At 68.7% G+C, this 24,231-nt stretch carries 22 protein-coding genes and 1 tRNA gene; 10 read left to right on the forward strand and 13 right to left on the reverse strand.

Annotation, left to right across the window (positions count from 1 at the left end):
• Nucleotides 1–84 precede the first annotated feature (84 nt).
• The 4 genes from ACOGXI_RS07790 (at nucleotide 85) to ACOGXI_RS07805 (ending at nucleotide 7,320) form a co-directional block, all read left to right on the forward strand.
• A complete protein-coding gene (locus ACOGXI_RS07790; RefSeq protein ID WP_419938304.1) occupies nucleotides 85–1,893 on the forward strand; it encodes an ATP-dependent nuclease in 1,809 nt (602 codons plus the stop codon).
• A gap of 134 nt (nucleotides 1,894–2,027) precedes the next feature.
• Nucleotides 2,028–4,694, forward strand: a complete 2,667-nt coding sequence (locus ACOGXI_RS07795) for a M14 family metallopeptidase (protein WP_419938305.1) — start codon at nucleotides 2,028–2,030, stop codon at nucleotides 4,692–4,694.
• Between the two features lie 66 nt (nucleotides 4,695–4,760).
• The gene (locus tag ACOGXI_RS07800) at nucleotides 4,761–6,122 is read left to right on the forward strand and encodes a DUF3696 domain-containing protein (protein WP_419938306.1); all 1,362 of its coding nucleotides are present in this window, start codon (nucleotides 4,761–4,763) and stop codon (nucleotides 6,120–6,122) included.
• 394 nt (nucleotides 6,123–6,516) lie between these two features.
• The gene (locus tag ACOGXI_RS07805; RefSeq protein WP_419938307.1) at nucleotides 6,517–7,320 is read left to right on the forward strand and encodes an N-acetylmuramoyl-L-alanine amidase family protein; all 804 of its coding nucleotides are present in this window, start codon (nucleotides 6,517–6,519) and stop codon (nucleotides 7,318–7,320) included.
• A gap of 44 nt (nucleotides 7,321–7,364) precedes the next feature.
• Here the strand turns inward: ACOGXI_RS07805 and ACOGXI_RS07810 are convergent, their stop codons facing one another.
• Nucleotides 7,365–8,009, reverse strand: a complete 645-nt coding sequence (locus ACOGXI_RS07810) for a porin family protein (protein ID WP_419938308.1) — start codon at nucleotides 8,007–8,009, stop codon at nucleotides 7,365–7,367.
• A gap of 166 nt (nucleotides 8,010–8,175) precedes the next feature.
• Here ACOGXI_RS07810 and ACOGXI_RS07815 point away from each other — a divergent pair, with 166 nt between their 5' ends.
• Both ACOGXI_RS07815 and ACOGXI_RS07820 read left to right on the forward strand, forming a co-directional pair.
• Nucleotides 8,176–8,874: a hypothetical protein gene (locus ACOGXI_RS07815; protein ID WP_419938309.1), complete on the forward strand. Its 699-nt coding sequence runs from the start codon at nucleotides 8,176–8,178 to the stop codon at nucleotides 8,872–8,874.
• Nucleotides 8,875–8,876: 2 nt separating this feature from the next.
• On the forward strand, nucleotides 8,877–11,618 hold the full coding sequence (locus ACOGXI_RS07820; RefSeq protein ID WP_419938310.1) for a TonB-dependent receptor: 2,742 nt from the start codon (nucleotides 8,877–8,879) through the stop codon (nucleotides 11,616–11,618).
• A 49-nt stretch (nucleotides 11,619–11,667) separates the two neighbouring features.
• On the opposite strand, the gene ACOGXI_RS07825 is transcribed toward ACOGXI_RS07820, so the two are convergent.
• The 3 genes from ACOGXI_RS07825 to ACOGXI_RS07835 form a co-directional block, all read right to left on the reverse strand.
• Nucleotides 11,668–11,740, reverse strand: a tRNA-Lys gene (locus ACOGXI_RS07825).
• Between the two features lie 94 nt (nucleotides 11,741–11,834).
• On the reverse strand, nucleotides 11,835–12,437 hold the full coding sequence (locus ACOGXI_RS07830; RefSeq protein WP_419938311.1) for a hypothetical protein: 603 nt from the start codon (nucleotides 12,435–12,437) through the stop codon (nucleotides 11,835–11,837).
• A gap of 14 nt (nucleotides 12,438–12,451) precedes the next feature.
• Nucleotides 12,452–13,741, reverse strand: coding sequence for an Ig-like domain-containing protein (locus ACOGXI_RS07835; RefSeq protein ID WP_419938312.1), 1,290 nt, complete (start codon nucleotides 13,739–13,741; stop codon nucleotides 12,452–12,454).
• Nucleotides 13,742–13,926: 185 nt separating this feature from the next.
• On the opposite strand from ACOGXI_RS07835, the gene ACOGXI_RS07840 reads away from it, so the two are divergent.
• On the forward strand, nucleotides 13,927–14,142 hold the full coding sequence (locus ACOGXI_RS07840) for an AbrB/MazE/SpoVT family DNA-binding domain-containing protein (protein WP_419938313.1): 216 nt from the start codon (nucleotides 13,927–13,929) through the stop codon (nucleotides 14,140–14,142).
• Nucleotides 14,139–14,537: a type II toxin-antitoxin system VapC family toxin gene (locus ACOGXI_RS07845; RefSeq protein ID WP_419938314.1), complete on the forward strand. Its 399-nt coding sequence runs from the start codon at nucleotides 14,139–14,141 to the stop codon at nucleotides 14,535–14,537. The genes ACOGXI_RS07840 and ACOGXI_RS07845 overlap by 4 nt, the downstream gene beginning before the upstream one ends.
• Nucleotides 14,538–14,625: 88 nt before the next feature.
• Here the strand turns inward: ACOGXI_RS07845 and ACOGXI_RS07850 are convergent, their stop codons facing one another.
• Nucleotides 14,626–15,369, reverse strand: coding sequence for a class I SAM-dependent methyltransferase (locus ACOGXI_RS07850; protein WP_419938315.1), 744 nt, complete (start codon nucleotides 15,367–15,369; stop codon nucleotides 14,626–14,628).
• 176 nt (nucleotides 15,370–15,545) lie between these two features.
• Between ACOGXI_RS07850 and ACOGXI_RS07855 the strand changes: the two genes are divergently transcribed.
• On the forward strand, nucleotides 15,546–16,760 hold the full coding sequence (locus ACOGXI_RS07855) for a glycoside hydrolase family 113 (RefSeq protein WP_419938316.1): 1,215 nt from the start codon (nucleotides 15,546–15,548) through the stop codon (nucleotides 16,758–16,760).
• Here the strand turns inward: ACOGXI_RS07855 and ACOGXI_RS07860 are convergent.
• The 6 genes from ACOGXI_RS07860 to ffh form a co-directional block, all read right to left on the reverse strand.
• A complete protein-coding gene (locus ACOGXI_RS07860) occupies nucleotides 16,708–17,424 on the reverse strand; it encodes a ribonuclease HII (RefSeq protein WP_419938317.1) in 717 nt (238 codons plus the stop codon). The two genes, ACOGXI_RS07855 and ACOGXI_RS07860, sit on opposite strands and share 53 nt — an antisense overlap.
• The gene (gene rplS / locus ACOGXI_RS07865; RefSeq protein WP_419938318.1) at nucleotides 17,397–17,768 is read right to left on the reverse strand and encodes a 50S ribosomal protein L19; all 372 of its coding nucleotides are present in this window, start codon (nucleotides 17,766–17,768) and stop codon (nucleotides 17,397–17,399) included. Before rplS ends, ACOGXI_RS07860 begins: the two co-directional genes overlap by 28 nt.
• A 185-nt stretch (nucleotides 17,769–17,953) precedes the next feature.
• Nucleotides 17,954–18,634 carry a tRNA (guanosine(37)-N1)-methyltransferase TrmD gene (gene trmD, locus ACOGXI_RS07870; protein WP_419938319.1) on the reverse strand — a complete coding sequence of 227 codons (681 nt, stop codon included), beginning with the start codon at nucleotides 18,632–18,634 and terminating at the stop codon, nucleotides 17,954–17,956.
• 76 nt (nucleotides 18,635–18,710) lie between these two features.
• Nucleotides 18,711–19,268, reverse strand: coding sequence for a ribosome maturation factor RimM (gene rimM, locus ACOGXI_RS07875; protein ID WP_419938320.1), 558 nt, complete (start codon nucleotides 19,266–19,268; stop codon nucleotides 18,711–18,713).
• Nucleotides 19,269–19,281: 13 nt separating this feature from the next.
• Nucleotides 19,282–19,761: a 30S ribosomal protein S16 gene (gene rpsP / locus ACOGXI_RS07880; RefSeq protein WP_419938321.1), complete on the reverse strand. Its 480-nt coding sequence runs from the start codon at nucleotides 19,759–19,761 to the stop codon at nucleotides 19,282–19,284.
• 80 nt (nucleotides 19,762–19,841) lie between these two features.
• On the reverse strand, nucleotides 19,842–21,200 hold the full coding sequence (gene ffh / locus ACOGXI_RS07885; RefSeq protein WP_419938322.1) for a signal recognition particle protein: 1,359 nt from the start codon (nucleotides 21,198–21,200) through the stop codon (nucleotides 19,842–19,844).
• A gap of 313 nt (nucleotides 21,201–21,513) precedes the next feature.
• Here ffh and ACOGXI_RS07890 point away from each other — a divergent pair, with 313 nt between their 5' ends.
• On the forward strand, nucleotides 21,514–21,825 hold the full coding sequence (locus ACOGXI_RS07890; protein ID WP_419938323.1) for a DUF433 domain-containing protein: 312 nt from the start codon (nucleotides 21,514–21,516) through the stop codon (nucleotides 21,823–21,825).
• A gap of 108 nt (nucleotides 21,826–21,933) precedes the next feature.
• On the opposite strand, the gene ACOGXI_RS07895 is transcribed toward ACOGXI_RS07890, so the two are convergent.
• The gene (locus ACOGXI_RS07895; protein WP_419940173.1) at nucleotides 21,934–23,238 is read right to left on the reverse strand and encodes an adenylosuccinate synthase; all 1,305 of its coding nucleotides are present in this window, start codon (nucleotides 23,236–23,238) and stop codon (nucleotides 21,934–21,936) included.
• A gap of 53 nt (nucleotides 23,239–23,291) precedes the next feature.
• On the reverse strand, nucleotides 23,292–24,185 hold the full coding sequence (locus ACOGXI_RS07900; RefSeq protein WP_419938324.1) for a dihydrodipicolinate synthase family protein: 894 nt from the start codon (nucleotides 24,183–24,185) through the stop codon (nucleotides 23,292–23,294).
• Between the last annotated feature and the right edge of the window lie 46 nt (nucleotides 24,186–24,231).

The following is a 24,231-nucleotide window of genomic DNA, read 5'->3' on the forward strand; positions in this document are numbered from 1 at the left end:
CCGCGCGCGGCTTCGTGCGGGACCTTGATACAGCCATCGAGCGGAGCGAGATCAGACACAGGCAGACAGGAACCCGGATCTGGGATGAGACCACTTCACTTTCTGGAGATACGCAACTTCAAGCAGTTTGGAGATGCGCAGCGCATCGAACTGGATCACCCGACCGTTCTGATCGGTCCGAACAACTGCGGCAAGACGTCCGCGATCCAGGCATTGGCGCTCTGGTCGCAGGCCGTGAAGACGTGGTTCGAGCGCAAGGGCGAAGCACCTCCCAGCAAGCGTACCGTAACTGCGCTAAACCGGCTGAGCATCGTCTCCGTGCCCGTGTCGCGCACGCGCCAGTTCTGGCACAACACGGTGGTTCGCACCGGACGCACGGACATCATGATGGAGATCACGCTCGGCGTGCTGCACGAGGGCAGGGTTTGTCCCCTCACGATGAGTTTCCGCAACTCGGGTACCGAAGTCGTTTATTGTACGCCGGACGAAAACACCCTGGAGAATCCCGGCGCCATCGCGACCGCCGCCGGAATCGACGTGCGGCTTCTGTACCCGATGTCCGGGATCGACATCGAGGAACCGCTTCTGCAACCGGGACGGGTCGACGTGCTGCTCGGCCAGGGACAGACGGCCCAAGTGCTGCGTAATCTCTGTCTCATGGTGCACCGGGAGGACCCCGATACCTGGGGACGTATCGTCCAGTTGATGGGTCGCTTGTTCGCGATCGAACTCGATGATCCCTCCGAGACGGTGCGTGGCGGCATCGCTCTCCACTACCGGCAGGCCGGAGTACGGGAGGCGCTTGAGATCGCCCTCGCGGGCCGCGGACTTCAGCAGATGCTCCTCATCCTCGCTTACATCCATTCGCACCCCCGCAGCGTACTGCTCATCGACGAACCGGACGCACACCTCGAGATCCTTCGCCAGAAGCAGGTCTACACCCTGCTCCGTCGCGTCGCGGCCGAGCACGGCTCGCAGGTCGTCGTTGCTACCCATTCCGAGGTCGTATACCGGGAAGCAGACGACGACGGACTCACTCTCCTGCTTGCCGGAGAGGCACAGGATCTGAGCGGGCAGCGAGAGATCCGCGACGCTCTTCGGTACTTCGGGGCCGAGCACTACGTCAGAGCCCGAAAGAAGGGTCACGTGCTCTACGTCGAGGGGCGGACCGATTTCGATATCCTCTACGCGCTCGCGACCAGACTGGAACATCCGGTGGCTGAGGTCTGGGAGGATCACGGCGGCATCAACGTATACTATACACGGGACAACTACCCGGAAGCCGACCTGGATTCGGAGCTCGAACGGGCCGAAGGGGCCTACGGACGGAGACCGGAAGGGCATTTTCGGTCCATGAGCATGATGATCCCCGGACTGCGGGGACTCGCGATTTGTGATGGTGACGGCAAACAACATCGGGATTCGACGAGAGATCGTCTAACGACCACGTACTGGAGAGCATACGAGACGGAAAATTATATCGTTCGGCCTGAAATCCTCAAACGTCACGCCAAGCAGACACTGGCCGCGGCGGGAGTGAGTGCGGCCGCGGATCGCCCACTCGGGGAGACACTCGACGAGATATTGGACACCCTCATCCTCGAGCGCGTATTCGACGGCGTATCTGGAGACTTCTTGACGTGGAAGCGGCTCGACCGCGACGCTGCAACACTTCTCTGGGACGCCAGGACACGTACGGTCAAGCTGAGCGATTTCGCCGAGGAGTTTTTTCGACGGTCCGGAGGAGAATTCGGCCTTCCGATCCTTCTCCGGAAGGGAGAGCTGGATCAGCTGGTTGCCCTTTGGGAGCCTTCCGAAATCCCGCGTGAACCCAGGAAGAAGCTGGACCTGCTGCTCGAACTCGTACGACCGGACAAGGGGGCCGAAGCATGATCCGCCAAGAATCGACGCGGGCGACGGCAACCATCGGTCGTCAGCCGGGAGCCGTAGTCCTCTGTTTTGCAGCCCTGCTGCCGGCAACGGCGCTGTTGGCCGGGTGCGCGACGGACTCCGGCGGCGGTGGCGACGTGCCGACGCCGGCCGAGATCATCGGGTTCGCGCCCGGCGAGGACTACAGGCTCACGAACTACGATGGGATCAAGGCGTACTTCGAGGCGCTCGCGGCTTCCACCGACCGCATGGCGCTGGAACGGATCGGCGAGAGCACGCGGGGCGAGCCCCTCTACCTCGCTGCGATCTCCTCGCCGGAGAACCTGCGCCGGGTGGAGCGTCTGAAGGAGATCACGCGGACGCTCGCCTACGCCCGCGATCCGGACGAAGGCTACGGATCGATTCTCGATGAGGAGGAGGCGCGGGCGCTGGCGCGGGAAGGCGTCGCGGTCGTGTGGATCGACGGCGGGCTGCACGCCACCGAGGTCGCGCACGGTCAGCTGATGCCGGAGATGGCGCACCACTTCGTGACGGACGAGTCCCCGGAGACCCGGCGCGTCCGCGACAACGCGATCGTGCTGCTCATGCCGAACATGAACCCGGACGGCCTCAATATCGTCGCCGACTGGTATATGTCGAACGTGGGCGGCGAGTTCGAGATGGCGCGCGTCCCGGAGCTTTATCATCACTATATCGGGCACGACAATAACCGCGACTGGTACATGCTGACGCAGATCGAGACGCAGGCCGTGACGCGGCAGCTCTATCACAACTGGTTTCCGCAGATCGTCTATAACCAGCATCAGTCGAGCCCCTTCCCCGGGCGGATCTGGATGCCGCCCTTCGAGAACCCCGTGAGCCCGCACCTCGACCCGCTCGTCGTGAGTTCCCTGAATCAGATGGGACATTCGATGCGGCGGCGCTTCGACGAGGAGGGGAAGCCGGGCGTCAACAGCGGCATCGTCTTCGATCTGTGGTGGAACGGTTCCATGAGAGGCGGGCCCGACTATCACAACATGCTCGGGTTCCTGACGGAGACCGCGGGCGCGGGCTATGCGACGCCCCGCTGCTACGACGAGGACGAGATCCCGGACACGTTCGGCGCCCGCGCGGGGAACCTGCCCGCGAAGACGCCGTCGACGAACTACAACAACCCGTGGCTCGGCGGCTGCTGGCACCTGCGCGACGCCATGGACTACATGATGACCGCCGCGAAGGCCGTGGCGGACATGGGCGCGAAGCTCAAGGAGGAGTACCTCTTCAACCACTACCGGATGGGCCGGCGCCAGATCGAGCGCGGAAACGCGGCCGAGGGCGGCCCGTTCGCCTATGTGCTCGACCCCGCGGCCTCCCACGACCCGGGCGCGGTCGTCGAGTTCATGGGTCTGATGTGGCGGTCCGGGATCGAATTCCTGCGCGCGTCGGAGCCGTTTTCGGTCGGGAGCCCGGCCGGGGGCCCGGCCGGGGATTCGGCCGCGGATCGCGCCTTTCCCGCCGGGTCGTACGTGATTCCGCCCCAGGCCTTCCGGCCCTACGTCGTCGACCTGATGGAACCCAAGGAGTATCCGGACCGGCGCCAGTATCCCGGCGGACCGCCGGAGCCGCCCTACGACATGACCGGGTACGAGTTGCGCTTCCAGATGGGGCTCGAGGCGGTGAACGTTGACGAACCGTTCGACATGCCGCGCGGCGAGTGGGGGGAGGTCTCGGGAGACATCGGCGAGGTGCGCGGCGAGGGGGCGGCCGGGTTCGCCGTGCACGGCAACGCCAACTCGATCTACCGCGGGCTGGCCGCCGGCGGCGGCACGGGCAGCGGGGGCGGGGACGAAGCTCCGGAGCGCTTCCGCAGCGTGGAGATGCTCCCGACGCCGAACGGCGAGGTGCCCGCCGGGTCGTACTGGCTGCCCGACCTTTCCGCCGCCGAGGCGCAAGCGCTCGCCGCGGACCACGGACTCACGCTCACCGGAGTCTCCTCTCCGCCCTCTCCCGGCGCCGTCGTCGAGGCACGGGCGCCGAGCGTCGCGATCTACCGTTCGTGGCAGGCCCCGATGCCCGAGGGCTGGACCCGCTGGGTGCTGGACCAGTACGGCTTCGAGTGGGAGAACGTGTGGGACGCCGACGTGCGAGAGGGAGACCTGTCCCGCTTCGACGTCATCCTCCTCCCCTCGCAGGGCGCGGCCGGGATTGCGCGGGGTCACGCGCCCGGTTCCATGCCGGAACCATACACCGGGGGGCTCGGCAAGGAGGGCGCCGCCGCGCTCAGGGCCTTCGTCGAGGACGGGGGTTGGGTGCTGGCCTTCGACCAGGCGGTGGACTACGCGATCGAGACCTTCGCCCTCCCCTTCCGCAACCGAACTCGGGGCCTGTCCTCGCAGGAGTTCTTCATCCCCGGATCCGTGATCCGGCTGGACGTCGACCCCTCCCACCCGCTCGGCTACGGGATGGACGAGGCGGCGATGGCCCTCTTCTCGCGCAGCCAGGTGCTGGAGCGGACGGGCGGCGCGGCGGGCGGAGGCAACATCGGGGGCGCTGGAGGCGGCGCGGACACCGGCCGAATCTCGACCCCCGTCTGCTACGCCGCCTCGGACTTCCTCGTTAGCGGCTGGACGCTCGGCGGCGAAGAGGTGCTCGCCGGCTACCCGGCCGTCGCGCAGGTCCGCGTCGGCGCGGGGCAAGTCGTGCTCTTCGCCTTCCGGCCCCACTTCCGCGGGCAGCCGCGCAACACGTTCAAGCTCCTGTTCAACGCGCTCGCGGCCTCCGCGACGGAGGGACTGCCCGCGAGCCCCGGCCTGCGCTGCCGCTAGCTTGCAGGCCCGACCAAGGCCGTCTAGCTGTAGATGCCACGATAGTTGTTCACCGGAGCGACGGGAATGCTGACGCGCGTCAGGCTGGAGAATTTCAAAGCGTGGCGGGAAGCCGACGTGGCGCTCGGCAGAGTAACCGGCTTCTTCGGAGCCAACAGCGCCGGCAAGAGCAACCTCCTCCATCTCCTCTTGCTGCTCAAACAAACCAGGAATGCCACGGACCGCGGCGTTGTTCTCGATTTCGGCGGGCGAGCCAAAATGGTGAACCTGGGGACGTTCGCGGACGTGGTTCACCTGCATGACGAGGAAAGGACGATCCGCTGGCTCCTTGATTGGACCTTGCCCAAGCCCCTGAAAATCGCAAACCAGTTGACGCGATCCGCTACCCCGCTGTTGGAAGGAACCAGCCTTCAGACCCGATTCGAAGTAGGGTTGGAGAAGGCACAGCTGTCTCCCCGGAAGTTGGCATATCGGTTCGACGATGTGGATTTCCTTCTGCGGCCAAAGGCCAATGCAAAACGGAAATTCGAGCTGGTAGCCGACCCGCCGAACTTCTCGCTTGTGCGCAACCCGGGACGTGCCTGGCATCTGCCGCCCCCCTTGAAGACCCACCTCTTTCCCGGTCAGGCAAAGAGCTACTATCAGAATACGGCCTTCCTCGGTGATTTCGAGTTGGCGTATGAGACATTGATGGATTCCATCTACTATCTCGGTCCCTTGCGCGAGTATCCGCAGCGAGAATATCACTGGGCCGGATCGAGCCCGGACGATGTGGGCCAGCGCGGTGAACGTACGGTAGACGCGATACTTGCCGCCACGATTCATGGGCAGATGAGAAGCCTTGGTTACAGGAAGCACAGGAAAACCTTCCAGGAGATGATCGCGTACTGGCTGCGCACCTTGGGATTGATTCATGATTTCCATCTCGAAGAGATCGCCAGGGGAAGCAACCTTTACCGGGCGATGGTCAAGAGGTTCCCGTCGAGCGTGCCGACGCCATTGACGGACGTCGGATTCGGCGTGTCCCAAGTACTGCCGGTGCTCGTGCTGCTCTATTATGTCCCGGAAGGTTCGACGGTGCTGATGGAGCAACCGGAGATCCACCTTCATCCCGCCGTTCAGAGCGGCTTGGCTGACGTCATGTTGAACGTGGCCGAGGTGCGAAACGTGCAGGTCGTCGTGGAGAGCCACAGTGAATACCTGCTGCGGCGTCTGCAGCGGCGCGTAGCTGAAGAGAGGGCATCCGCCGAACACGTGAAGCTGTATTTCGTAGGCGCCAAGCGAGGCGAGGCGCAGCTCTTCGACTTGCTCCTCAACGAGTGGGGGGAGATCGAGAACTGGCCTGACAAGTTCTTCGGAGACGAGATGGGCGAGATCGCGGCGATCTCCAAGGCTTCCTTGAAACGACGGATCGCCCGGTCGGGATGACGGCGTTCGTCGTGGACACCAACGTTGCGGTAGCTGCCAACGGACGCGACACGCACGCGGACGAACAATGCCAATTGGCCTGCGTGGAGAAGCTGGAATCTGTGGTGCGGAGTTCCAGGACAACGTCTGCAAGAGCGTCCGGGCCGGCCATGTGCGGACCGGCGAACATTGGACCAGAAACTGGCGACCGTGCCGGATCGCCCGATGAGCCCGTCCGGGCCGAGTCTGCGCACCCGTCTCCGCTGGGTGATGGCCGGCGAGGGTGAACTCCGCCGTATGCGCTGAACCGGGCGGATCGCTGTTGCCGACCGGCCGGCGCGCGGGTTAGCGTCAAACGCTGCGGGCGGTTCGGGGGTTGAAGGCGTGGGAACGGCGCTCGCGAGGAGGTCTCGGTTTGAAACTGACGGTACTCACGGCCGCGGTGGTGCTCTTCGCCGGATTCGAGGGATTCGGCGCGGGAAGCGTCGCGGCCCAGGAGCAGCGCGCCACGGACCGGGACGCCGCCGCCAGTGAGCGGTGGCGCAGATGGCGGGACTACAACCGCTACCCCGGCCGCATCCCCACGCCCGAGGAGTGGGAGCCCCCCGCCGGGCCCATCCGGATCGGCCTCCAGGCCGGTCACTGGCGCGCCGACGAGGCCCCGAACGAACTCCGCCGCATCCGCTACAACGGTACGCGCTGGCGGGAAACCGCCGAGTGGGAGGCGAACCTCGCCATCGCCCGGCTCGCGGGCGCGGAACTCGAGGCGCTGGGATACGAGGTCGACATCCTCCCCGCCGTCGTGCCCCCCGGCTACCGGGCGCACCTCTTCATCGCGATCCACGCGGATGGGAGCGACAGCCCCGCCGCGTCGGGATACCGCGTCGCCTCCCCGCGGCGCGACGCCACGGGACGGGCCGAGGACGCGGCGCGCGTGCTGCGGGAGGCGTACGGCGCCGCGACCGGACTCAGGAACCTGCCGATCTCGACGCGTCGCATGCGGAACTACTACGCCTTCAACTACCGCCGGTACGAGCACGCGCTCCATCCGATGACGATCGCCGTGATCATCGAGACGGGGTTCATGACCAACGCCCGGGACCGGGACATCATCCTCGGTGCGCCGGAGAGGTCCGCGCGCGGGATCGTCGAAGCGGTCAAGGCGTTTCCGGTCACGCCGCCGCCGGCCGCGGGCGCCGCGAGCCGACAGGACCGTTAGCCGGGGGCGACAGGACGATCAGCCGGCGGTCCCGAGGCGGTGAGTCAGCCTCCGACCCGCACTCCGAAGCCGGCCATGGCGGACAGGTTGCGCGCCTGCGCCCCATCGGAGGCGGGATCCCAGTGGAGGTTGCGGACCCCGTAGTGGTAGCGGGCTTCCACCGTCACGAACCAGGCCTCGGCGGCCGTCACCTCGAGGGCTGCGCCCGCGATAAGACCCACATCCGCGACACCCCGGAGCTGGAACCGCCCCTCGCAACTGTTGCTTTCCTCGAATTGCGCCACGCCGCCCTCCAGGCGACAGCCCACCTCGTGCCCCCAGTACGCGCCTCCCAGCAGAATCGGGCGCACGCGCGCGGGCGCCGGCGTCAGCCGGAACCGAAGCAGGACCGGAAAATCCAGGTAGGACATCCTCGTCCTCGACCCGTCCCGATGGAGGCCCGACGTCGAGAACCCCCGTTCCAGATAGAGCGCTTCGAGCTGGACCGTCCCGCGCTCCGACAGAGGCAGCGTCACGAAGCCGCCACCCGCCTTTCGAAGCAGCGCCTCCGATGTGAACTGGTCGACGAAGGCGGCGTCGGCCCAGGTCACGCCTCCCTTGAGACCGAACGCGGTCTGCGCCGCCACGGACCCATGATTCAGCAGAGGCGTTACGGCCGCGAACGCCGCCAGCCACCCGATGGCTCTCACATTCCGCTCCTTGTCTCGCTACCCGCCGGACTCGGTGCGCCCCCCGGCGCAGCCCACGGCGCGGCGCACGGCGACAAGCTGCGTCGGGCGGGACGGTTCCGCCATCACCCCTCCCGCCATCGTCATCTTTCCCTCATCCGCCGATGGACCACAGATTCACGCCGCCATGGACAGCGAACGCAGGTACGGAGAAGAAGAAGTCCGAGAGGTTTTCGCGCGCGCCGCCGAGGAGGACCGCGCGAGCCCGCCCGCGCGCGTGGAGGGAGGCCTCACGCTCGAGGAACTCCAGGCCGTGGGTCTGGAGGTCGGCCTCTCCGCCGAGCGGATCGCGGTGGCGGCCGCGGGCCTCGATGCGCTCCCGCGCGCACTTCCGCGGCGAAAGCTGCTGGGCATTCCGATTTCCGCGGGCCGGGTCGTCGATCTCCCCCGGGAGTTGACGGATCGCGAGTGGCAGTTTCTCGTCGCCGAACTGCGGGCCACGTTCGACGCGAAGGGCGAGGTCGGGGCCGAGGGCGGGATCCGCGAATGGAGCAACGGGAACCTCCACACGGTCCTCGAACAGACGGAGTCCGGCCACCGACTCCGGCTGGGAACGCGCAAGGGCGACGCGCTCGAAACCACCTTCCTGGGCGTCATGTTTGCCGTCATGTCGGTGGTCGTCGCCTTCATCATGGTCGCGGACGGCAGGGCGGGCGCCGCGCTGATGGTCCCTGCGCTGATGGCCCTCGGCGGGGGAGGCGTACTCGTCGCCAACGCGATCCGGCTGCCCCGGTGGGCCGGCGAACGGGAGCGGCAGATGGAGCACATCGCCGCCTGGACGAATCACCTGCTCTCGGCCGCCCCGAAGGGCGCAAAGGAGGCGTAAATATGCGGAGGATTCTCATCGCTGCGGCCCTGGCGCTGCCGGCGGCTCCGGCGGAGGTGCTCGCGCAGAGCGGCGGGCTCGACGTCATCGTGCTGAACGCCGAGACGGGCGCGGGTCTGCCGAGGGCGCAGGTCACGCTTCCGGGACTCGGCTACGGCGGGATCACGGATGTCGAGGGTCACTTCCACATGCCGAACCTCCGCTCCGGCCCCGTCGCGGTCGAAGTGCGGCTGCTCGGCTACGGCATCGCGCAGCGCGAAGCGACCATCGTGGACGATTCCGTCGTCGTGCTCGAGGTTCCCCTGACCCAGACCGTGATCTCCGTGGCCGGACTCGTCGCCATCGGCAGCCGGTCGAGGCCCCGGACCGTGACCGAATCGATGGTCCCGATCGACGCCATCCCGCCCTCGGAACTGCTCGACCAGGGGGACACGGACATCGACGACCTCCTCAGAACGACGATCCCCTCCTACAACGTCAACCCGCAGGCGACGGGGGACGCCGCCAGGATCATCCGACCCGCGAACCTGCGCGGACTCGCCCCGGACCACACGCTCGTGCTCGTGAACGGGAAGCGGCGCCACCGGGCGGCGGTCATCACCTGGATCGGCAACGGCGTCGCCGACGGCGCCCAGGGCCCGGATCTCTCCAGCATCCCGGCCATCGCGCTGCGGCAGGTGGAGGTGCTGCGCGACGGCGCCTCCGCCCAGTACGGCTCCGACGCCATCGCCGGCGTGATGAACTTCCATCTCAAGGACGCCCGTTCCGGCGGCGCGCTCGAAGTGCGGGGCGGCGGCTTCGGCGACGGCGGCGGCGAAGGCTACACGATTTCGGGCAACACCGGACTCCCCCTCGGCGCCACCGGGTTCGCCAATCTGAGCGCCGAGTACGGGCGCTCGAACTCGAGCAGTCGCAGCGTGCAGCGGGCGGACGCCGCGCTCCTCGTCTCCCGGGGGAACACGCACGTGCGGGACCCGGCCCAGATCTGGGGCGCGCCGAAGATCGAGGACGACCTCAAGCTGTGGGGCAACTTCGGCTACTTCCTCGGCAGCGCCACGAAAGCCTACGCGCACGCGAACCTCGCCAGCCAGCGCGTGACGGGGGGCTTCTTCTACCGCAACCCGAACACGCGAAGCGGCGTGTTCAGCCTGGATGGCGGGGAGACGCTCCTCATCGGCGACCTGCTCGACGTGCAGGACGGCGTCCTCGACGGCTCCGCCGGCTGCCCGGTCGTCCGCGTCACCGACGGGCTGGCCGACCCCGCCGCCCTCCAGCAGGTCCTCTCGGATCCGAACTGCTTCACCTTCCAGGAGTTGTTCCCGGGCGGGTTCACGCCACAGTTCGGAGGGGATGTGAGAGACGCCTCGCTCGTGGCCGGCGTCGAGGGCCAGGTCGGGCGCCTGCACTGGGACGTGAGCGGGAACTACGGCGAGAACGAAGTGGATTTCTTCATCTTCAACACGGTCAATGCTTCGCTGGGCCGGGCCACGCCCACCGAGTTCGATCCGGGGCTCTACCGGCAGGTGGACATCGACCTGCATGTGGACGCCGCGTACACCGTGAGCGACATGCTCGACCTGGCGGCGGGGGTCGAGTGGCGCGACGAGCACTTCACGATCGGCATCGGCCAGGACGAATCGTGGACGCTGGGCCGCCTCGCTCCGCAGGGGTTCAGCGCGGGCTCCAACGGCTTCCCCGGCTTCAGTCCCATCGCGGCCGGCGACTGGCGCCGCACGAACACCGCCTTCTACGCGGACGCCGAACTGAGGGACTACCGAAACGACCGCTGGACGCTCGGCGGAGCCCTTCGGTTCGAGAACTTCGAGGACTTCGGCTCGACGTTGAACGGCAAGCTCGCGGGGCGGTACGCGCTCACGGGCGGCCTCGCCCTGCGCGGCAGCCTGAGCACGGGGTTCCGCGCGCCCACGCCCGGCCAGCAGAACGCCTTCAACGTCTCCACGCTCTTCGACCGGAACCTGGGCGACCTGGTGAACAGCGGGACGATCCCCTCCACTTCCAGAGTCGCGGCGCTGAGGGGAGGGGTCCCGCTCGACGCCGAGAAATCCCGCAACTTCGCCGCCGGAGCGGTGCTGGAGCGCGGCGACTTCCTGCTCACGGCGGACTACTTCCGCGTCGCCCTGTCCGACCGCATCGCGCTCACGCAGCGCTTCAACCTCACCCCGGACGAACAGACGAGACTCGTCGAGGAAGGCATCGTGAGCGCGCGCAATCTGCAGGAGTTCCGCTTCTTCACGAACGACTTCAGCACGCGCACGCAGGGTCTCGACGTCGTCGCCACGTACGCGCCCGCATCGCTCGCCGGCGGGACGGCGCTGAGCCTCGCCTTCAACCACACGCAGACGAGGGTCACGAAGTTCGATCCGGACAAGCTCGATGACACCCGCATTCGCCAACTCGAGGAGGGGCTTCCCGGCACACGCTGGATTCTCACGGGGAAACACGCGCTCGGCCGAGTGAGTCTGCTGGGGCGCCTGAGCTACTACGCGGGCTGGTTCGATGCCCGGGACGATCTCTCGTATCCCGGCGCCCATCTCGTCGATCTCGAGGCCTCATGGTCGATCGGCGAATCGCTCACGTTCACCGCCGGAGGCCAGAACGCCCTGAACCGGTACCCGGAGGAAAACCCCGGCGCCACGTTCTCCGGCAACCGCTACGGCCCCGGATCCCCCTTCGGCTCCAACGGCGGCTTCTACTACCTCCGCCTCGCGTATCGCTGGAACTAACGGGCGCGGCGAGAGTCGTGCGTCCGCGACGCCCGTGCGCGGGATGGAATGACCGGGGTGGGGGTCGAACCCACGACCTGCGGATTAAAAGTCCGTTGCTCTGCCAGCTGAGCTACCCGGCCGGGAAACGGGGCGGACCCGACGGGGGTGCCGCCCGGCGCGATTCAAGCTAACACGGTCGCCAAAGCTGTCCACTAAAGCTCTCCGCTTTGGAGGTCAGCCCGGGGGGCGCGGCAGCCCGCGCAGGACCCGCACGCGGGAGCTGTCGGCCGCCAGTTCCGCCGGGAGCGCGGCGGCCCCATTGCGCAGGATGCTCCGCACCTGCCCCGTGGCGCGGTCGATCACCATCATCCCCCGCGCGCCGGCCTCCCGGTCCACCGTGGCCACACCCTCCGGCCCGCTGAGTTCGAGCCGGTCCAGCGCCTCCGTCCATGCGGGATCAAAGGGAATCGAGTGGGAAAAACCCTTGCTCCCGTCCGAGATCTCACCCGGCGTGAAACTGATCGAGAACAGCGTCTCTCCCTCATCATCGAGTCCCCGCACCCGGTAGTCGCCGGGCGCCCCGGGAGCGTGGACTCTCCCCTCATACGCGAAAGCGGGTTCGAGCACGAGTTCGCCATCGGCTCGGACGCCCCCCCAAAGCATGAGCACCGTCGATTCCTGAGGGGGTTCCCCGGACGCCTCCGGTGGCCGCTCCTGCGCCAGAATCCCGCCCGCGGAGGGTACGGAGGGCAGCGTCGCCGCTACGGCCGCGGCGGCGGCCGCCGGGAGTCCGGCCCGAACCGCGAGCCGCCGCGCACGCATTCCAGGTCCGTTCATGGTGAGGAGTCCGTTCATGGTGGGCTTCTACCCCCGATCCCCGCGTTGTGCTCCCCGTAGTGTTCCAGCATGAACCGCCGCAGCGCGCGGGCCGCCCGGGCCGCGTAGTCGCGCCGGTTCCGATCCGTGTCCCGCACTCCGCGGTAGTGGTGCTCGATCTGAATGCCGCTCACCGTCTCGCCCGCCGCCAGCGAGCCGTGCTCGCGCGTGTTGTATCCCCCGCGAAAATAGGGCGCGTCACCCGGCGAAGGGTCCGCCGGACTCGGCACCGACGCGACATCCTCCGCCTCCAGGAGCCCTCCCAGGGACATCTCGCCCCGCAGAAGCTGCGAGAAAGCGAGCGAGGACCTCTCCGCCAGCGTCCGGATGCTCGTGCGCGAGACGACTTCGGCCCGGTCGAGCGCCGTGTCCGTCAGGTTCAGGTCGTCACGGCCGAGCAGGTAGCCCAACTCCAGCCGGTCGATGGCGTGGCCATGGCCGTGAATGTCGAGGTACAGCCCCGACGCGAAATCCTCGGCCACCGTCGTCCGCGCCGTCTCGATCCACGCCTGGAATTCGCGCCACGCCTGCTCCGCGTACGGGTTCCCCTCGGCCGCCTCCACGATCTCGCGGTTCGGGTCGAGCTTCGCGCGCACGAGGTGGGAGATGATGACGTGGGGCGTCCGGCCCGTGAGTTCGAGCAGCGCATCGCGCATCGCGAGCGCGAGTTCACGGGTGTTCGTGTCCGTCACGTGGGTCCCCCCCGCGCGGTCCGGGATCTCGGCCGGGAGGAGCGCGCCACCGTGCGGCGCGGACAGGACAATCCCCATGTCCCCGGGGATGTACTCCACATAACCGTTCCGCCCGAAGTAGCTCCGCCCCGGCTCGTAGCGGGCGACCTCCTCCGGCACGAAGACCTCGAGCCGCGCTTCGCCACGCACGCCATCGACCGCTGCCGCGATGCGCGTGACGCCCGGAGCCACGCCCCTGACGACCGCCGTCGCGGCCCCCTCGGAGACGATGGTCGCGATTTCCGGATCCTCCACCGACCACCGGAGCGAGCCCGACACCGCCATCCCGGTACCGGTGCGGGCGACGGCCCGGAAGTCGGCTTCCCCACCCTCTCCCACGATCAACGTGGCGCCCGGAATGACCTCCACCGACGCGACGCCCGGCAGCTCCGGGCGCGGCCCTCCCACTTCGCCGCCCCCGCACGCCCAAAGCAGGAGGGCCAGCGCATACCGCAAAGGGGCAGACTCTCCGCTCACCCGGTCGCTCCGCCGTCGATCCGCCGTTGATCCGCCGTTGACGATCCCCTTCATCATGCTGGCTGAACGCTCCACGTAAGGCAACGCCTCGCCGGGCCGGTCGCCTGCGCGCTGCCCGGCCTGTCGCCTGCGCCCCGCTCGACCACTTGTCCAATTCTTGCCCAATTCTTGCCCAGCGTATGGAAATAACGATATGATTTTCTGACAAGAGAATTCATACTTCGATCCATCGGGAGCCGGACATGCGCATATCGGAGCGGGGGCAGATCACGATCCCGAAGAAGCTGAGAGACCGTTTCGGGATGAATCACAACGTCGAAGTCGAACTCGTGCCGGCGGAAGGGGGTCTCCTCATCCGAAAGAGGACGGCCGCCGAGCACCCCGTGGACCGGGTCTACGGCATTCTGGGAACGGGCGGGAGCACGGACGACTACCTCGAGGAGCTTCGGGGCCGATGATCACGGCGGTCGACACGAGCGTGCTGCTCGACATCTTCCTGCCGGACGAGCACCATGGCCGCACCTCGAAGGAGTGGCTGGCGGAGGCGTACGACGCCGGCGCGATCCTCGTCTCTCACGTCGTGTACGCGGAGTTGGCCCCCGCGTTTCCCGACCGGGAGGCGCTGGACCGGGCGCTGCAAGAGGTCAATGTCGTCGTCTCCCCGATCGATTCGGACATGGCCCACGATGCGGGGCGCCGCTGGGGACGGTATCGCCGGTCCGGAGGCGCCCGGGACCGCATCATCACGGATTTCCTCATCGGCGCGCACGCGGTCGCGAGCGCCGACCGCTTCCTCATCCGCGACCGCGGCTTCTTCTCGAGCTACTTCCCGGAGCTGAACCCGGGGGGCTGAGACGTTCCCGCGGGAACGTCGCCCTCACTCCGGCGCCCTCGCTCCGGCGCCCCCGCTCCGGCGCCCGCAACGGCCCCCCGCAACGGCGCTACCGCGCGCGGCGGGAGATCCAGCCGCCGTAGAGGAGCGCCCGGTAGTATCGCCACGCGTCCTCGAATCCCGCGCCCGCCAGCAGTTCGAGGATGCGCGCCTCCGAAGCCCAGTGGATACCCTCGTCGATCTTCGCGCGGAACGCGGCCCGTTCCGCCTCTCCCATGCCGTGGATCTCCCAGTAGCGGCTCCACGCCGAGAACAGTTCATCGAAGCGGGGGCCGCTCCGGTCTCCGTGGAGTTCGAACAGAAGGAAGGGGGCGCCCGGCGCGAGGCGGCGGGCGATGTCGCGCAGGAGCGACTGCTTCGCGCCGTCGTCCGGCAGGAAGTGCATGACGTTGAAGCAGGTGGCGGCGTCGAAGCCCTCCTCCTCGACATCGGAGACATGTCCGTGGACGAGGCGGACTGCGGCCCCCACGCCGGCTCCGACGCCGGCCTCCACGCCGGCCTCCATCCCGGCCTCCCGTATCCGGTGCCTGGCGATCTCGATCATCTGGCGCGACGGATCGACGCCGGTCAGCCGCCACGCGGGCTCCGCCGTCTTGAAGGTGACCAGCTCGATGCCGGTGCCGGCCCCGACGACCAGCACGCGCGGACTCGGGCCCACCCGTCCCCCGAGGAGCGCGAGCGCCTGCCGGAACGAGCTCAGGTAGCCGGGTATCACCGTGCGGGCGATGTACTCGTAGTCGCCGCCGTAATCCCCGTCGAAGTCGAACGGTTCCGCGCTTCCGCGTGTACTCATGGGCACAAGAGACTCCCCGCCCGGAATTCGTTCAAGTGTGACGTCGCGGCGACGCGGGGCGTGAACCCGACACGAGGTCGCGACTCGTACGGGAGGGGGTAGCGGCTCGCATGGAAGGGGTCGCGGACGTGTTGAGATTCAGATTGCCGAAAGGCACGATGGTATAGATGAATACGATGAATACAAAGAGATTGGCCGCCTGCGTGCGGGTTGCGGTGCGGGTTGCCGTGCCGGGCGCGGCGCGGGTCGCGGTGCTGGCCGTAGCGCTGGCCGCAATACCCGCCCTCGCCGGTTGCGGCGCCGCCGGGGCGGGGAACGATCCGGCCATGTCCGGCCGGCCGGCCGCCTTGGCGGCGAACATCGAGCCGGAACAGAAGGTGCGCGGCGTCTCCTTCTCCGCCCCGCGGCGCGAGATGGCGCCGGACGCGCTCGTTCGCGCTTCCCGCACCGGAGCGAACTGGGTCGCCGTCGTCCCCTACGCCTTCGTGGACCCCGCCCGGCCACGCGTCGCGTTCGACCGCGAACGCCAGTTCTGGGGGGAGACGGCGGAGGGGGTGGCGAAGACCATCGAATACGCCAGGGAGAGCCGGCTCTCCGTCCTCCTCAAGCCGCACCTCTGGGTGCGCGGACAGGGCTGGCCGGGCGAGTTCGAGCCCGAGACGGAGGAGGATTGGGAGATGTTCCTCTCGGGATACCGGGAGTACATCCTCCGGTTCGCGCACGTCGCCGACTCGATGGACGTGGAGATGATGAGCGTGGGGACGGAGGTCGATCTCGTCGCACTCGCGCGCCCCGACTACTGGCGGTCGCTCATCGAGGAGGTGCGGGCGATCTACGGCGGCCGCCTCACCTACGCGGCGAACTGGGACAAGTACGCCCAAATCGAGTTCTGGGATGCGCTCGATCTCGTGGGCGTGGACGCCTACTTCCCCCTCACCGACGACGCTACGCCGGACGTGGAGACGCTGATCGAGGCGTGGGAGCCGTGGAGCGAGGAGTTGCGCGAGGTCGCGGCCGCCACGGGCAAGCCGATCCTGTTCGCCGAGTTCGGGTACCGCAGCGTGGATGGAGCGGCGGGCCGCCAGTGGGAGTTGCCGGAGGGACGCCGCGCGGCGGGCGTGCCGGCGAACTACGAGGCGCAGTCCGGAGCTTATGAGGCGCTCTTCCGCGTGTGGTGGGATCGTCCCTGGTTCGCGGGCGGCTTCGCCTGGAAGTGGTACGCGGGATCCCCGGCCGGAGAGTGGATCGCCACCGACTACTCGCCACAGGGGAAGCCGGCGGAGACGGTCATGGCCACCTGGTACGGAGGCGACGCGAGCGCGGGGACGCCCCCGGTGCTCACGCTTCCGGATCGCGTTGCGGATCGCCCGCCCGGTCCGGCGCCGGATTGAACTCCAGTTCGGTCTGCAGGACGCCCTGGAAGGTGATCCGGTGGTGCGGGGTCGGGCCGTGCCGGCGGATCGCTTCCATGTGCTTGCGGGTCCGGTATCCCTTGTTGGACGCCCAGCCGTAGAGCGGGTATCGCGCGCCGAGACGCCGCATCAGGCGGTCGCGCGTGACCTTCGCGAGGATCGAGGCACAGGCGATGGAATGCGAGGCCCGGTCTCCCCCGACGATCGAGCGGTGCTCGCCGAGTTCCGGGACCGGATTGCCGTCCACGAGCACGAGTTCCGCCGGAAGCGGGAGACGGTCGAGCGCTCGGCGCATGGCCACGATGGTCGCGGCGCGGACGTTGAGGCGTTCGATCTCGCGGGTGGAGGCGGCGGCGACGCGCCAGGCGAGACACTCCGCGCGGATGCGCCGGGCGAGTTTCTCGCGACGGGACGGGGAGACCTGTTTGCTGTCCGTACACCCCTCGAACTGCTGTCCGGGGTGGAGCGCCACGGCGCCCACCATCACGGGACCCGCCACCGGACCCATCCCGGCCTCGTCGATCCCGACCACGACGCGGAGGCCGGAGGCCCAGCCCTCTTCCTCGTAGTCGAGCGGCGCCGTGGCCGGCGCTCCTGGAGCGGGCGTCGCCGGTGTCAGCCGTCCTGCTTCTTGTCGAGCCACCACTTCCGCTCTGGCACCCGGGCCCGCTTGCCGCGGCAATTGCGCAGGTAGTAGAGCTTGGCCCGCCGGACATCGCCCCGCCGGACGACTTCGAGCCCCACGATCCACGGGGAGTGGAGGGGGAAGATCCGCTCGACGCCGACGCCGCCGGAGATCCGCCGCAGCGTGAAGGTCGCGTTGATCCCCGCTCCGCGGCGGCCGATGCACACGCCCTCGAACGGCTGCACGCGCTCCTTCTGGCCTTCCTTCACGCGTACGCGAACGCGCACCGTGTCCCCCGGCGCGAAGGCCGGCAGGTCCGTGCGCTTATATCCCTCCTCGATACCGGCGATTCTGGGATCCATCGTTCGTCTATCCTTGTTTCCTGCGTCTCTATGTGCGTGTCCGGCTGCGTATCAAGCTGCGCGTCAACTGCGTATCGGTCCGCGTCACGGGAGGGTAGCGGCGATGTGACGATGGGTACAGCCACAGCCTTTTAGTATACCATTGTCGACGGGCCCGCGCCAAAAAACCGGATCCGCCGGCGACGTCAGTCGGCCGCGTCGAGGTCGAGGAGGTCGGGGCGGCGGCGGCGCGTCGCCGCATCGGCCTGCGCGGCGCGCCAGCGGTCGATGCGGGCGTGATCGCCCGACCGCAGCACGTCCGGCGCCCGTCGGCCGCCGTGCTCGGCGGGCCGCGTGTAGGCGGGAGCGGAGAGGCGCCCCTCGTAGAACGAGTCGGAGGCGGCCGAATCGTGATCGCCGAGCGCCCCGGGGAGGAGGCGCACGACGGCGTCGATGACGACGAGCGCGGCCGGCTCGCCCCCGCTGAGGACGTAGTCGCCGATGGAGATCTCCTCGTCGACCCAGGCGTCGACGACCCGCTCGTCGATCCCCTTGTAGCGTCCGCACAACAGCGTGAGATCGGACTCGAGCGCGAAGCGGACCGCCGTCTGGTGATCGAACGGTCGCCCGCGCGGGGAGAGCGAGATCACGCGCCCCGGGCAGTCCAGCGCCGTGAGCGCGGCGTCGAACGGCTCGGGCTTCATCACCATGCCGCCCCCGCCTCCGAACGGCTCGTCATCCGTTGTCCGGTGGCGATCCGTCGCGTAGTCGCGCACGTCGATGAGCCGGTAGTCGACGAGCCCCGCCTCGCGGGCGCGGCCCGGGATCGAGAGGCCCAGCGGGCCCTCCAGGTAGTCGGGAAAGATCGTGAGGACGTTGATTCGCATCGGAGTCTCGTCGCGGGCCGCCGGTCGGGTGTGCAAGGCGCTCACATAGCGTTCAGATAGCGCGCTTAGATAGCGCTTAGATATCGAGCAGGCCGGCGGGGAGCTTCATGCGCACCTCGCCGGCCTCGAAATCCAGTTCCACGACGAGTTCCGCCTCGAACGGGATCAGCCGCTCGCGGCCGCCAACGTCGAGCGCGAGGAGCGGCGCGCCGGGCTGATCGTACACCTCCCGGATCACTCCGATCGCCACCCCGTCCTCGCACACCGACATGCCGATCAGGTCGTGCAGCAGGTAGCCCCCGTCCGGCAGGTCCGGCAGCTCTTCGCGGGGGACCGCCAGGCGCGCGCCGCGGAGCCCCTCGGCCGCCGTGCGGTCCGCCACCTCGCGGACCTCGACGAGCCACCGCCGGCCGTGGAGCCGCGCCGTCTCCAGCGTGAGCGCCCGGGGCTGGAGCGCTCCGCCCGCCCGCCCGCGCGCCCGCGCGCCCGCGTCCGTGTCTCCGTCGATGAGGTGGAGTCGGCGGCCCGCCCGGAAGAGCGCCTCGGCGCGGTCGGTTTCGGCTTCCAGGAGCAGCCCACCGCGGATCCCGTGCGGCCGGGCGATGCGGGCCACGATCACGGGCGCGTCGGACATGGTGGCGGCGGCGCTAGTCCTCGTCGCCGGCGTCGGCCGCAGCTTCGGCCGCGTCACCCGGGGCGTCATCGGCCGGAGCGGCTGCCTCCGCTTCGGTCGCTGCCTCGGCGGCGGGCGGCTCCGGCTCCGGCTCCGGCGGAGCTTCCGCGCTCGGCTTTGGACGCTGGGACGTGCCGCGCTGTCCGGGCGGCGGACCGATCTCGACGATCGCGGTCTCCAGCGACCCCGGATCCACGCCCTCGTGGAACTGCTTCCACACGCCCGTCTTCCGCAGAAGCGACCGCACCGTGTCCGTCGGCTGCGCGCCCTCGTTGAGCCAGTGCAGGGTGCGCGCGGCGTCGATCCGCACGAGCGATGGCTGCGTACGCGGGTTGTAGAGCCCGAGGCGCTCGATCGACGCGCCCGCCGTCCCTTCGCGCGAGTCCGTCACGATGATGCGGAACGTGGCCGCCTTCTTCGCCCCACGCCGCTTGAGTCTGATTGTCGTCGCCATTCAGTTCTCCGATTCTCTCCCTGATTCCGCCCGGTATTGGCCCGGTATCGGCCCGGTATCGGCCCGAAACCGGCTCCGGTCTAGCCCAGTCCTCCGCCCAGTCGCCCAAGGTCTCCGGGACCTCCCGGCATCATCCGGGGCATGAGCTTGCCCATCTGCTTCATCATCTTCCGCATCTCTCGGAACTGCTTGAGGAGGCGGTTCACCTCGTGCACCGGCCGTCCCGATCCCTTCGCGATCCGCGCCCGGCGCGACCCGTTCAGGATCTCCGGCCGCTTCCGCTCCTCCGGCGTCATCGAGAGGATGATCGCCTCCAGGTGCCTCACCCGCCGCGGGTCGACGTTCGCCTGGTCCAGCATGCCCGCGTCGATGCCCGGCATCATCTTCAGCAACCCCTTCAGGGGTCCCATCTTCTGGATCTGCTGGATCGAGGTCAGGAAGTCCGCCAGATCGAACTCTCCCTTCCCCGCCAGCATCTTCTTCTGCAAGCGCTCGGTCTCGCCGAGGTCGACCGTCTGCTGCGCGCGCTCCACCAGGCCGACGATGTCCCCCATCTGGAGGATCCGGCCGGCCATGCGCTCCGCGTCGAAGACCGTGAGGTCCTCGGGCCGCTCGCCCGTCCCCACGAATCGGATCGGCACGCCGAGCACACTGTAGATCGAGAGCGCCGCGCCCCCGCGGGCGTCGCCGTCCATCTTCGTGAGGACGACCCCCGTAAGCCCCACCGCGCCGTGGAATCCCTCGGCGATCCGCACCGCCTCCTGCCCGGTCATCCCGTCCGCTACGAGCAGGACCTGATGCGGCTCCACGGCCGCCTTCACGCGGCGCAGTTCGTCCAGCAGTTCCTCATCCGCCTGCAGCCGGCCGGCCATGTCGAGGAGCAGGTGCGTGACCCCGCTCCGCCTCGCCTCGTCCAGCGCGCCGCGGGCGAGTTCCGCCATGCCCTCGCCGCTCGGCCGCGCCAGGAGCGGGACGCCCACCCGCTTCGCCAGCGACTCCAACTGCTCGGGCGCCGCCGGGCGGTAGGGATCGCACGCGACGAGCCCCGGCCGCCGCCCCTCCTTGGCCAGGCGTCGCCCCAGCTTCGCCGCCGTCGTCGTCTTCCCCGACCCCTGCAGGCCGACGAGCATGATCACCGTGGGCGGGACGGCCGCCTCCGACGCCTCCGGCGCCGTCTCGCCCAGCAGAGCGACCAGTTCGTCGTGAACGATCTTCACGATCTGGTCGCCCGGCCGGACCGACTTCATCACATCCTCGCCGAGCGCGCGCTCCTTCACCTTCGCGAGGAAGCCGCGCACCACGCGGAAGTTGACGTCCGCCTCGAGCAGGGCGCGCCGCACCTCGCGCAGCCCCTCGTCCAGCATCTTTTCCGTGATGACGCCGCGCTGGCGCAACTTCTTCAGCGCACCGTCGAGCCGGTCACCGAGACGTTCGAACATCCACCACTCTCAAGCCATTCCCGCAGGCATTCCCGCGGTATGGAGGCGGACCGAATCCCGCTCCAGGGTTCCAACGGTTGCAGGCATCAAAAAAACGCGATTGGAAGGTCTCCATTCGCGTCTCGAGAAGGCGCCGAACCGCCGGCAGCCGATCCGTACCCGATCCGTATTGAGCCGCCAAGTCTAGGGGTTTTCCCGACTTCAGGCAACGAGTCGCGCGGCGAGGCGGCAACGGCGGCGAGTTGCAACACATCCCACCGCGTGACATGGTTCTCTGGCGTCCCACATTGCAACCGCTCCAGGGTCCAGGGCCATGAACTGGCGAGATTACATCACGGTCGATCCCGAGGTCTGCCATGGTCAGGCTTGCCTCACCGGCACGAGAGTGCTGGTGGCCACCATCCTCGACAACCTTGCGGCCGGTCTCGACCACGAGGAGATCACGCGAAGCTATCCGTCCGTGACCCGCCAAGGGATCCAAGCGGCCGTGCACTACGCCGCCGAGCTCGCCAGGGAACGCGGGATATTCGAACGTACCCGCCGGCCAATCACGCCGGGGTCGTTGTGTTCCGCCTTGAGAGCCAGGCGCGCGACCGTGTGCTGGACGTCGCCGAGCGTTTTCTGAATTCCCTTCCCCGAACACCGATCGCCGGACAACTGTGGATCGTAGAGGAATCGCGCATCCGCGTGCGCCGGTGACGGGAGCGTTGACCCAGGTCAGCGCCCGTCGACGTCAGGTTGGGGGGCTCGTGGGGAGGGCGATCGTTTCGCGGCGGGCGGCGCCGACGCCGACGAAGCGGATGGGCGTGGCGCAAACCTCCTCGATCCGGGCGAGGTAGCGGCGCGCGGCGCCGGGCAGGTCGTCAGAGGCCCGGCACCCGCTCGTGTCCGCGTTCCATCCCGCCCAGCGCTCGTAGACCGGACGCACGCGGGCGAGGTCCGCGACGGCGTCCGGGAACGAAGCGGTCGGCGCCCCGTCGAGTTCGTAGCCCGTCGAAAGTTGGACCGTCTCGAAGGTGTCCAGCACATCCAGCTTCGTGACCGCGAGGCCGGTGAGACCGTTCACGCCGGCCGCGTAACGTGCGACGCTGCCGTCAAACCAGCCGGGGCGGCGGGGGCGGCCGGTGGTGGCGCCGAACTCGCCGCCGAGTTGCCGCAGGCGTTCGGCCTCCGCCTCGGGGAGTTCCGTCGGCAGCGGGCCCTCGCCCACGCGCGTGATATACGCCTTCACGACGCCGATCACCTCGTCGATGAGCGTGGGGCCGATCCCGACTCCCGACGCCGCGCCTCCCGCCGTCGTCGTCGAGGAAGTCACGAACGGGTACGTCCCGTGGTCGATGTCGAGCAGCGCCCCCTGCGCGCCCTCCAGCAGGACCCGTCCCCCAGAGGAGAGCCCGCCGCGGATCTCGTCCCCCGCGTCCGTCAACAGTTCCACCATGGTCGGGCGGACCGTCTCGAGTTGCGACATCACCTCGTCCGCCTCCACGCGCCGCTCGTCGCCGAGTCCCGCCAGCGCGACGTTCGCGCGCAATGCCGCCGCCGCCACGATCTCATGCGTGCGGTCGAGGTTGCGCAGATCGCCGACGCGGAGGCCCGTGCGCGAGATCTTGTCGCGGTACGCCGGGCCGATCCCCCGCCCCGTCGTCCCGATCTTCTTCGAGCCCCGGCTGTCCTCCTGCGCCGCGTCGAGCAGCCGGTGATAGGGGAGGACAAGATGGGCGCGCCGGCTGAGTCCGAGCCGTCCGTCGAGATCGATCCCGCGGGCGCCGAGCGCGTCCATCTCCCGCTTCAGCACCCACGGGTCCACCACGACCCCGTTGCCGAGGAGGCAGCGTGCCTCCGGATTCAGGATCCCCGAGGGGATGAGGTGGAGGATGAACTCCTCCTCGTCGGCGCCCTCGCCCACGCGCACCGTGTGCCCCGCGTTCGCGCCACCCTGGTAGCGCGCCACGATCGTGGCCTGCTCCGCGAGCACGTCCACGATCTTCCCCTTCCCCTCGTCTCCCCACTGCGCGCCCACGACGACGACGCAGCGCACGCTGTCATTGAACACGATGTGTCTGTGGCTTTCTGTTGGGGTTCAGTGCGACGTCAGGCGGAGACGCCGAGGACGGCAGCTTCAAGCGCGGCGTCGACCATGGCGAGCTTGGCGTCGTCGGCCGGCTTCAGCGGACTCCGAGTGGGACCGCCGTAGAGACCCAGCCGGTCGAGCGCGGCCTTCACCGCGGCGATCCCTCCCTCGGCCACGAGGCGCTTGTGGAGCGGAGCGACGCGCTCCTGCATCGCGCCGGCGCGGCGATGGTCGCCTTCCCGCCAGGCGTCGAAGATCTGGCAGCACGACCGCGTCGCGACCACGGCCACGCCGAGGATGCCGCCGACGGCTCCCGCCTCGAGCGCAGCGTAGAGGAGCGCTCCCGAGCCCACGAGCACCTGCGCATCGCGGCCGCACGCCTCGACGAGCTGCCCCAGGTTCCTGAGATCCCCCGAGGAATCCTTGATCCCGATGATGTTCGGGTGCTCGACGAGCCGGCCCACGAGATCCGGCGTAAGGTGCACCGGAACGAACTGGGGGATGTGGTAGAGGACGACGGGCACCGGAGACGCGTCCGCCACCGCGAGGAAGTGGTCGCGCACCACACCCGGCTTCATCGCCTTGAGGTAGTACGAGCTGGAGCGCACGAGGACGGCGTCGGCGCCGAGGTCCGCCACCTCGCGGGTCACGGAGATCACCTCGCGCGTGGACTCGGCCCCCGTCCCGACCGTGAGCGTGCGGTCCCCGATGCGCGCGGCGGTCGTCTCCACCAGCGCGCACAGTTCACGGCGGTCGAGGAGCGGGGCCTCTCCCGTGGAGCCCGCGACGACGATGCCGGCGATGGGGTGCGAGAGCCACTCGCGCAGGTTGCTATCGAACGCGTCCAGCGCGAGTTCGCCGTCCTCGCCGAAAGGCGTGGCCACGGGCGGATGCACACCTGAGAGATCTCTCATTGGATTTCCGGGGTTTCCTGGTCAGTCGCGGGTCAGGGACGTTCCC

The sequence above is a fragment of the Candidatus Palauibacter sp. genome, from assembly GCF_965208055.1.
Taxonomy (GTDB): domain Bacteria; phylum Gemmatimonadota; class Gemmatimonadetes; order Palauibacterales; family Palauibacteraceae; genus Palauibacter.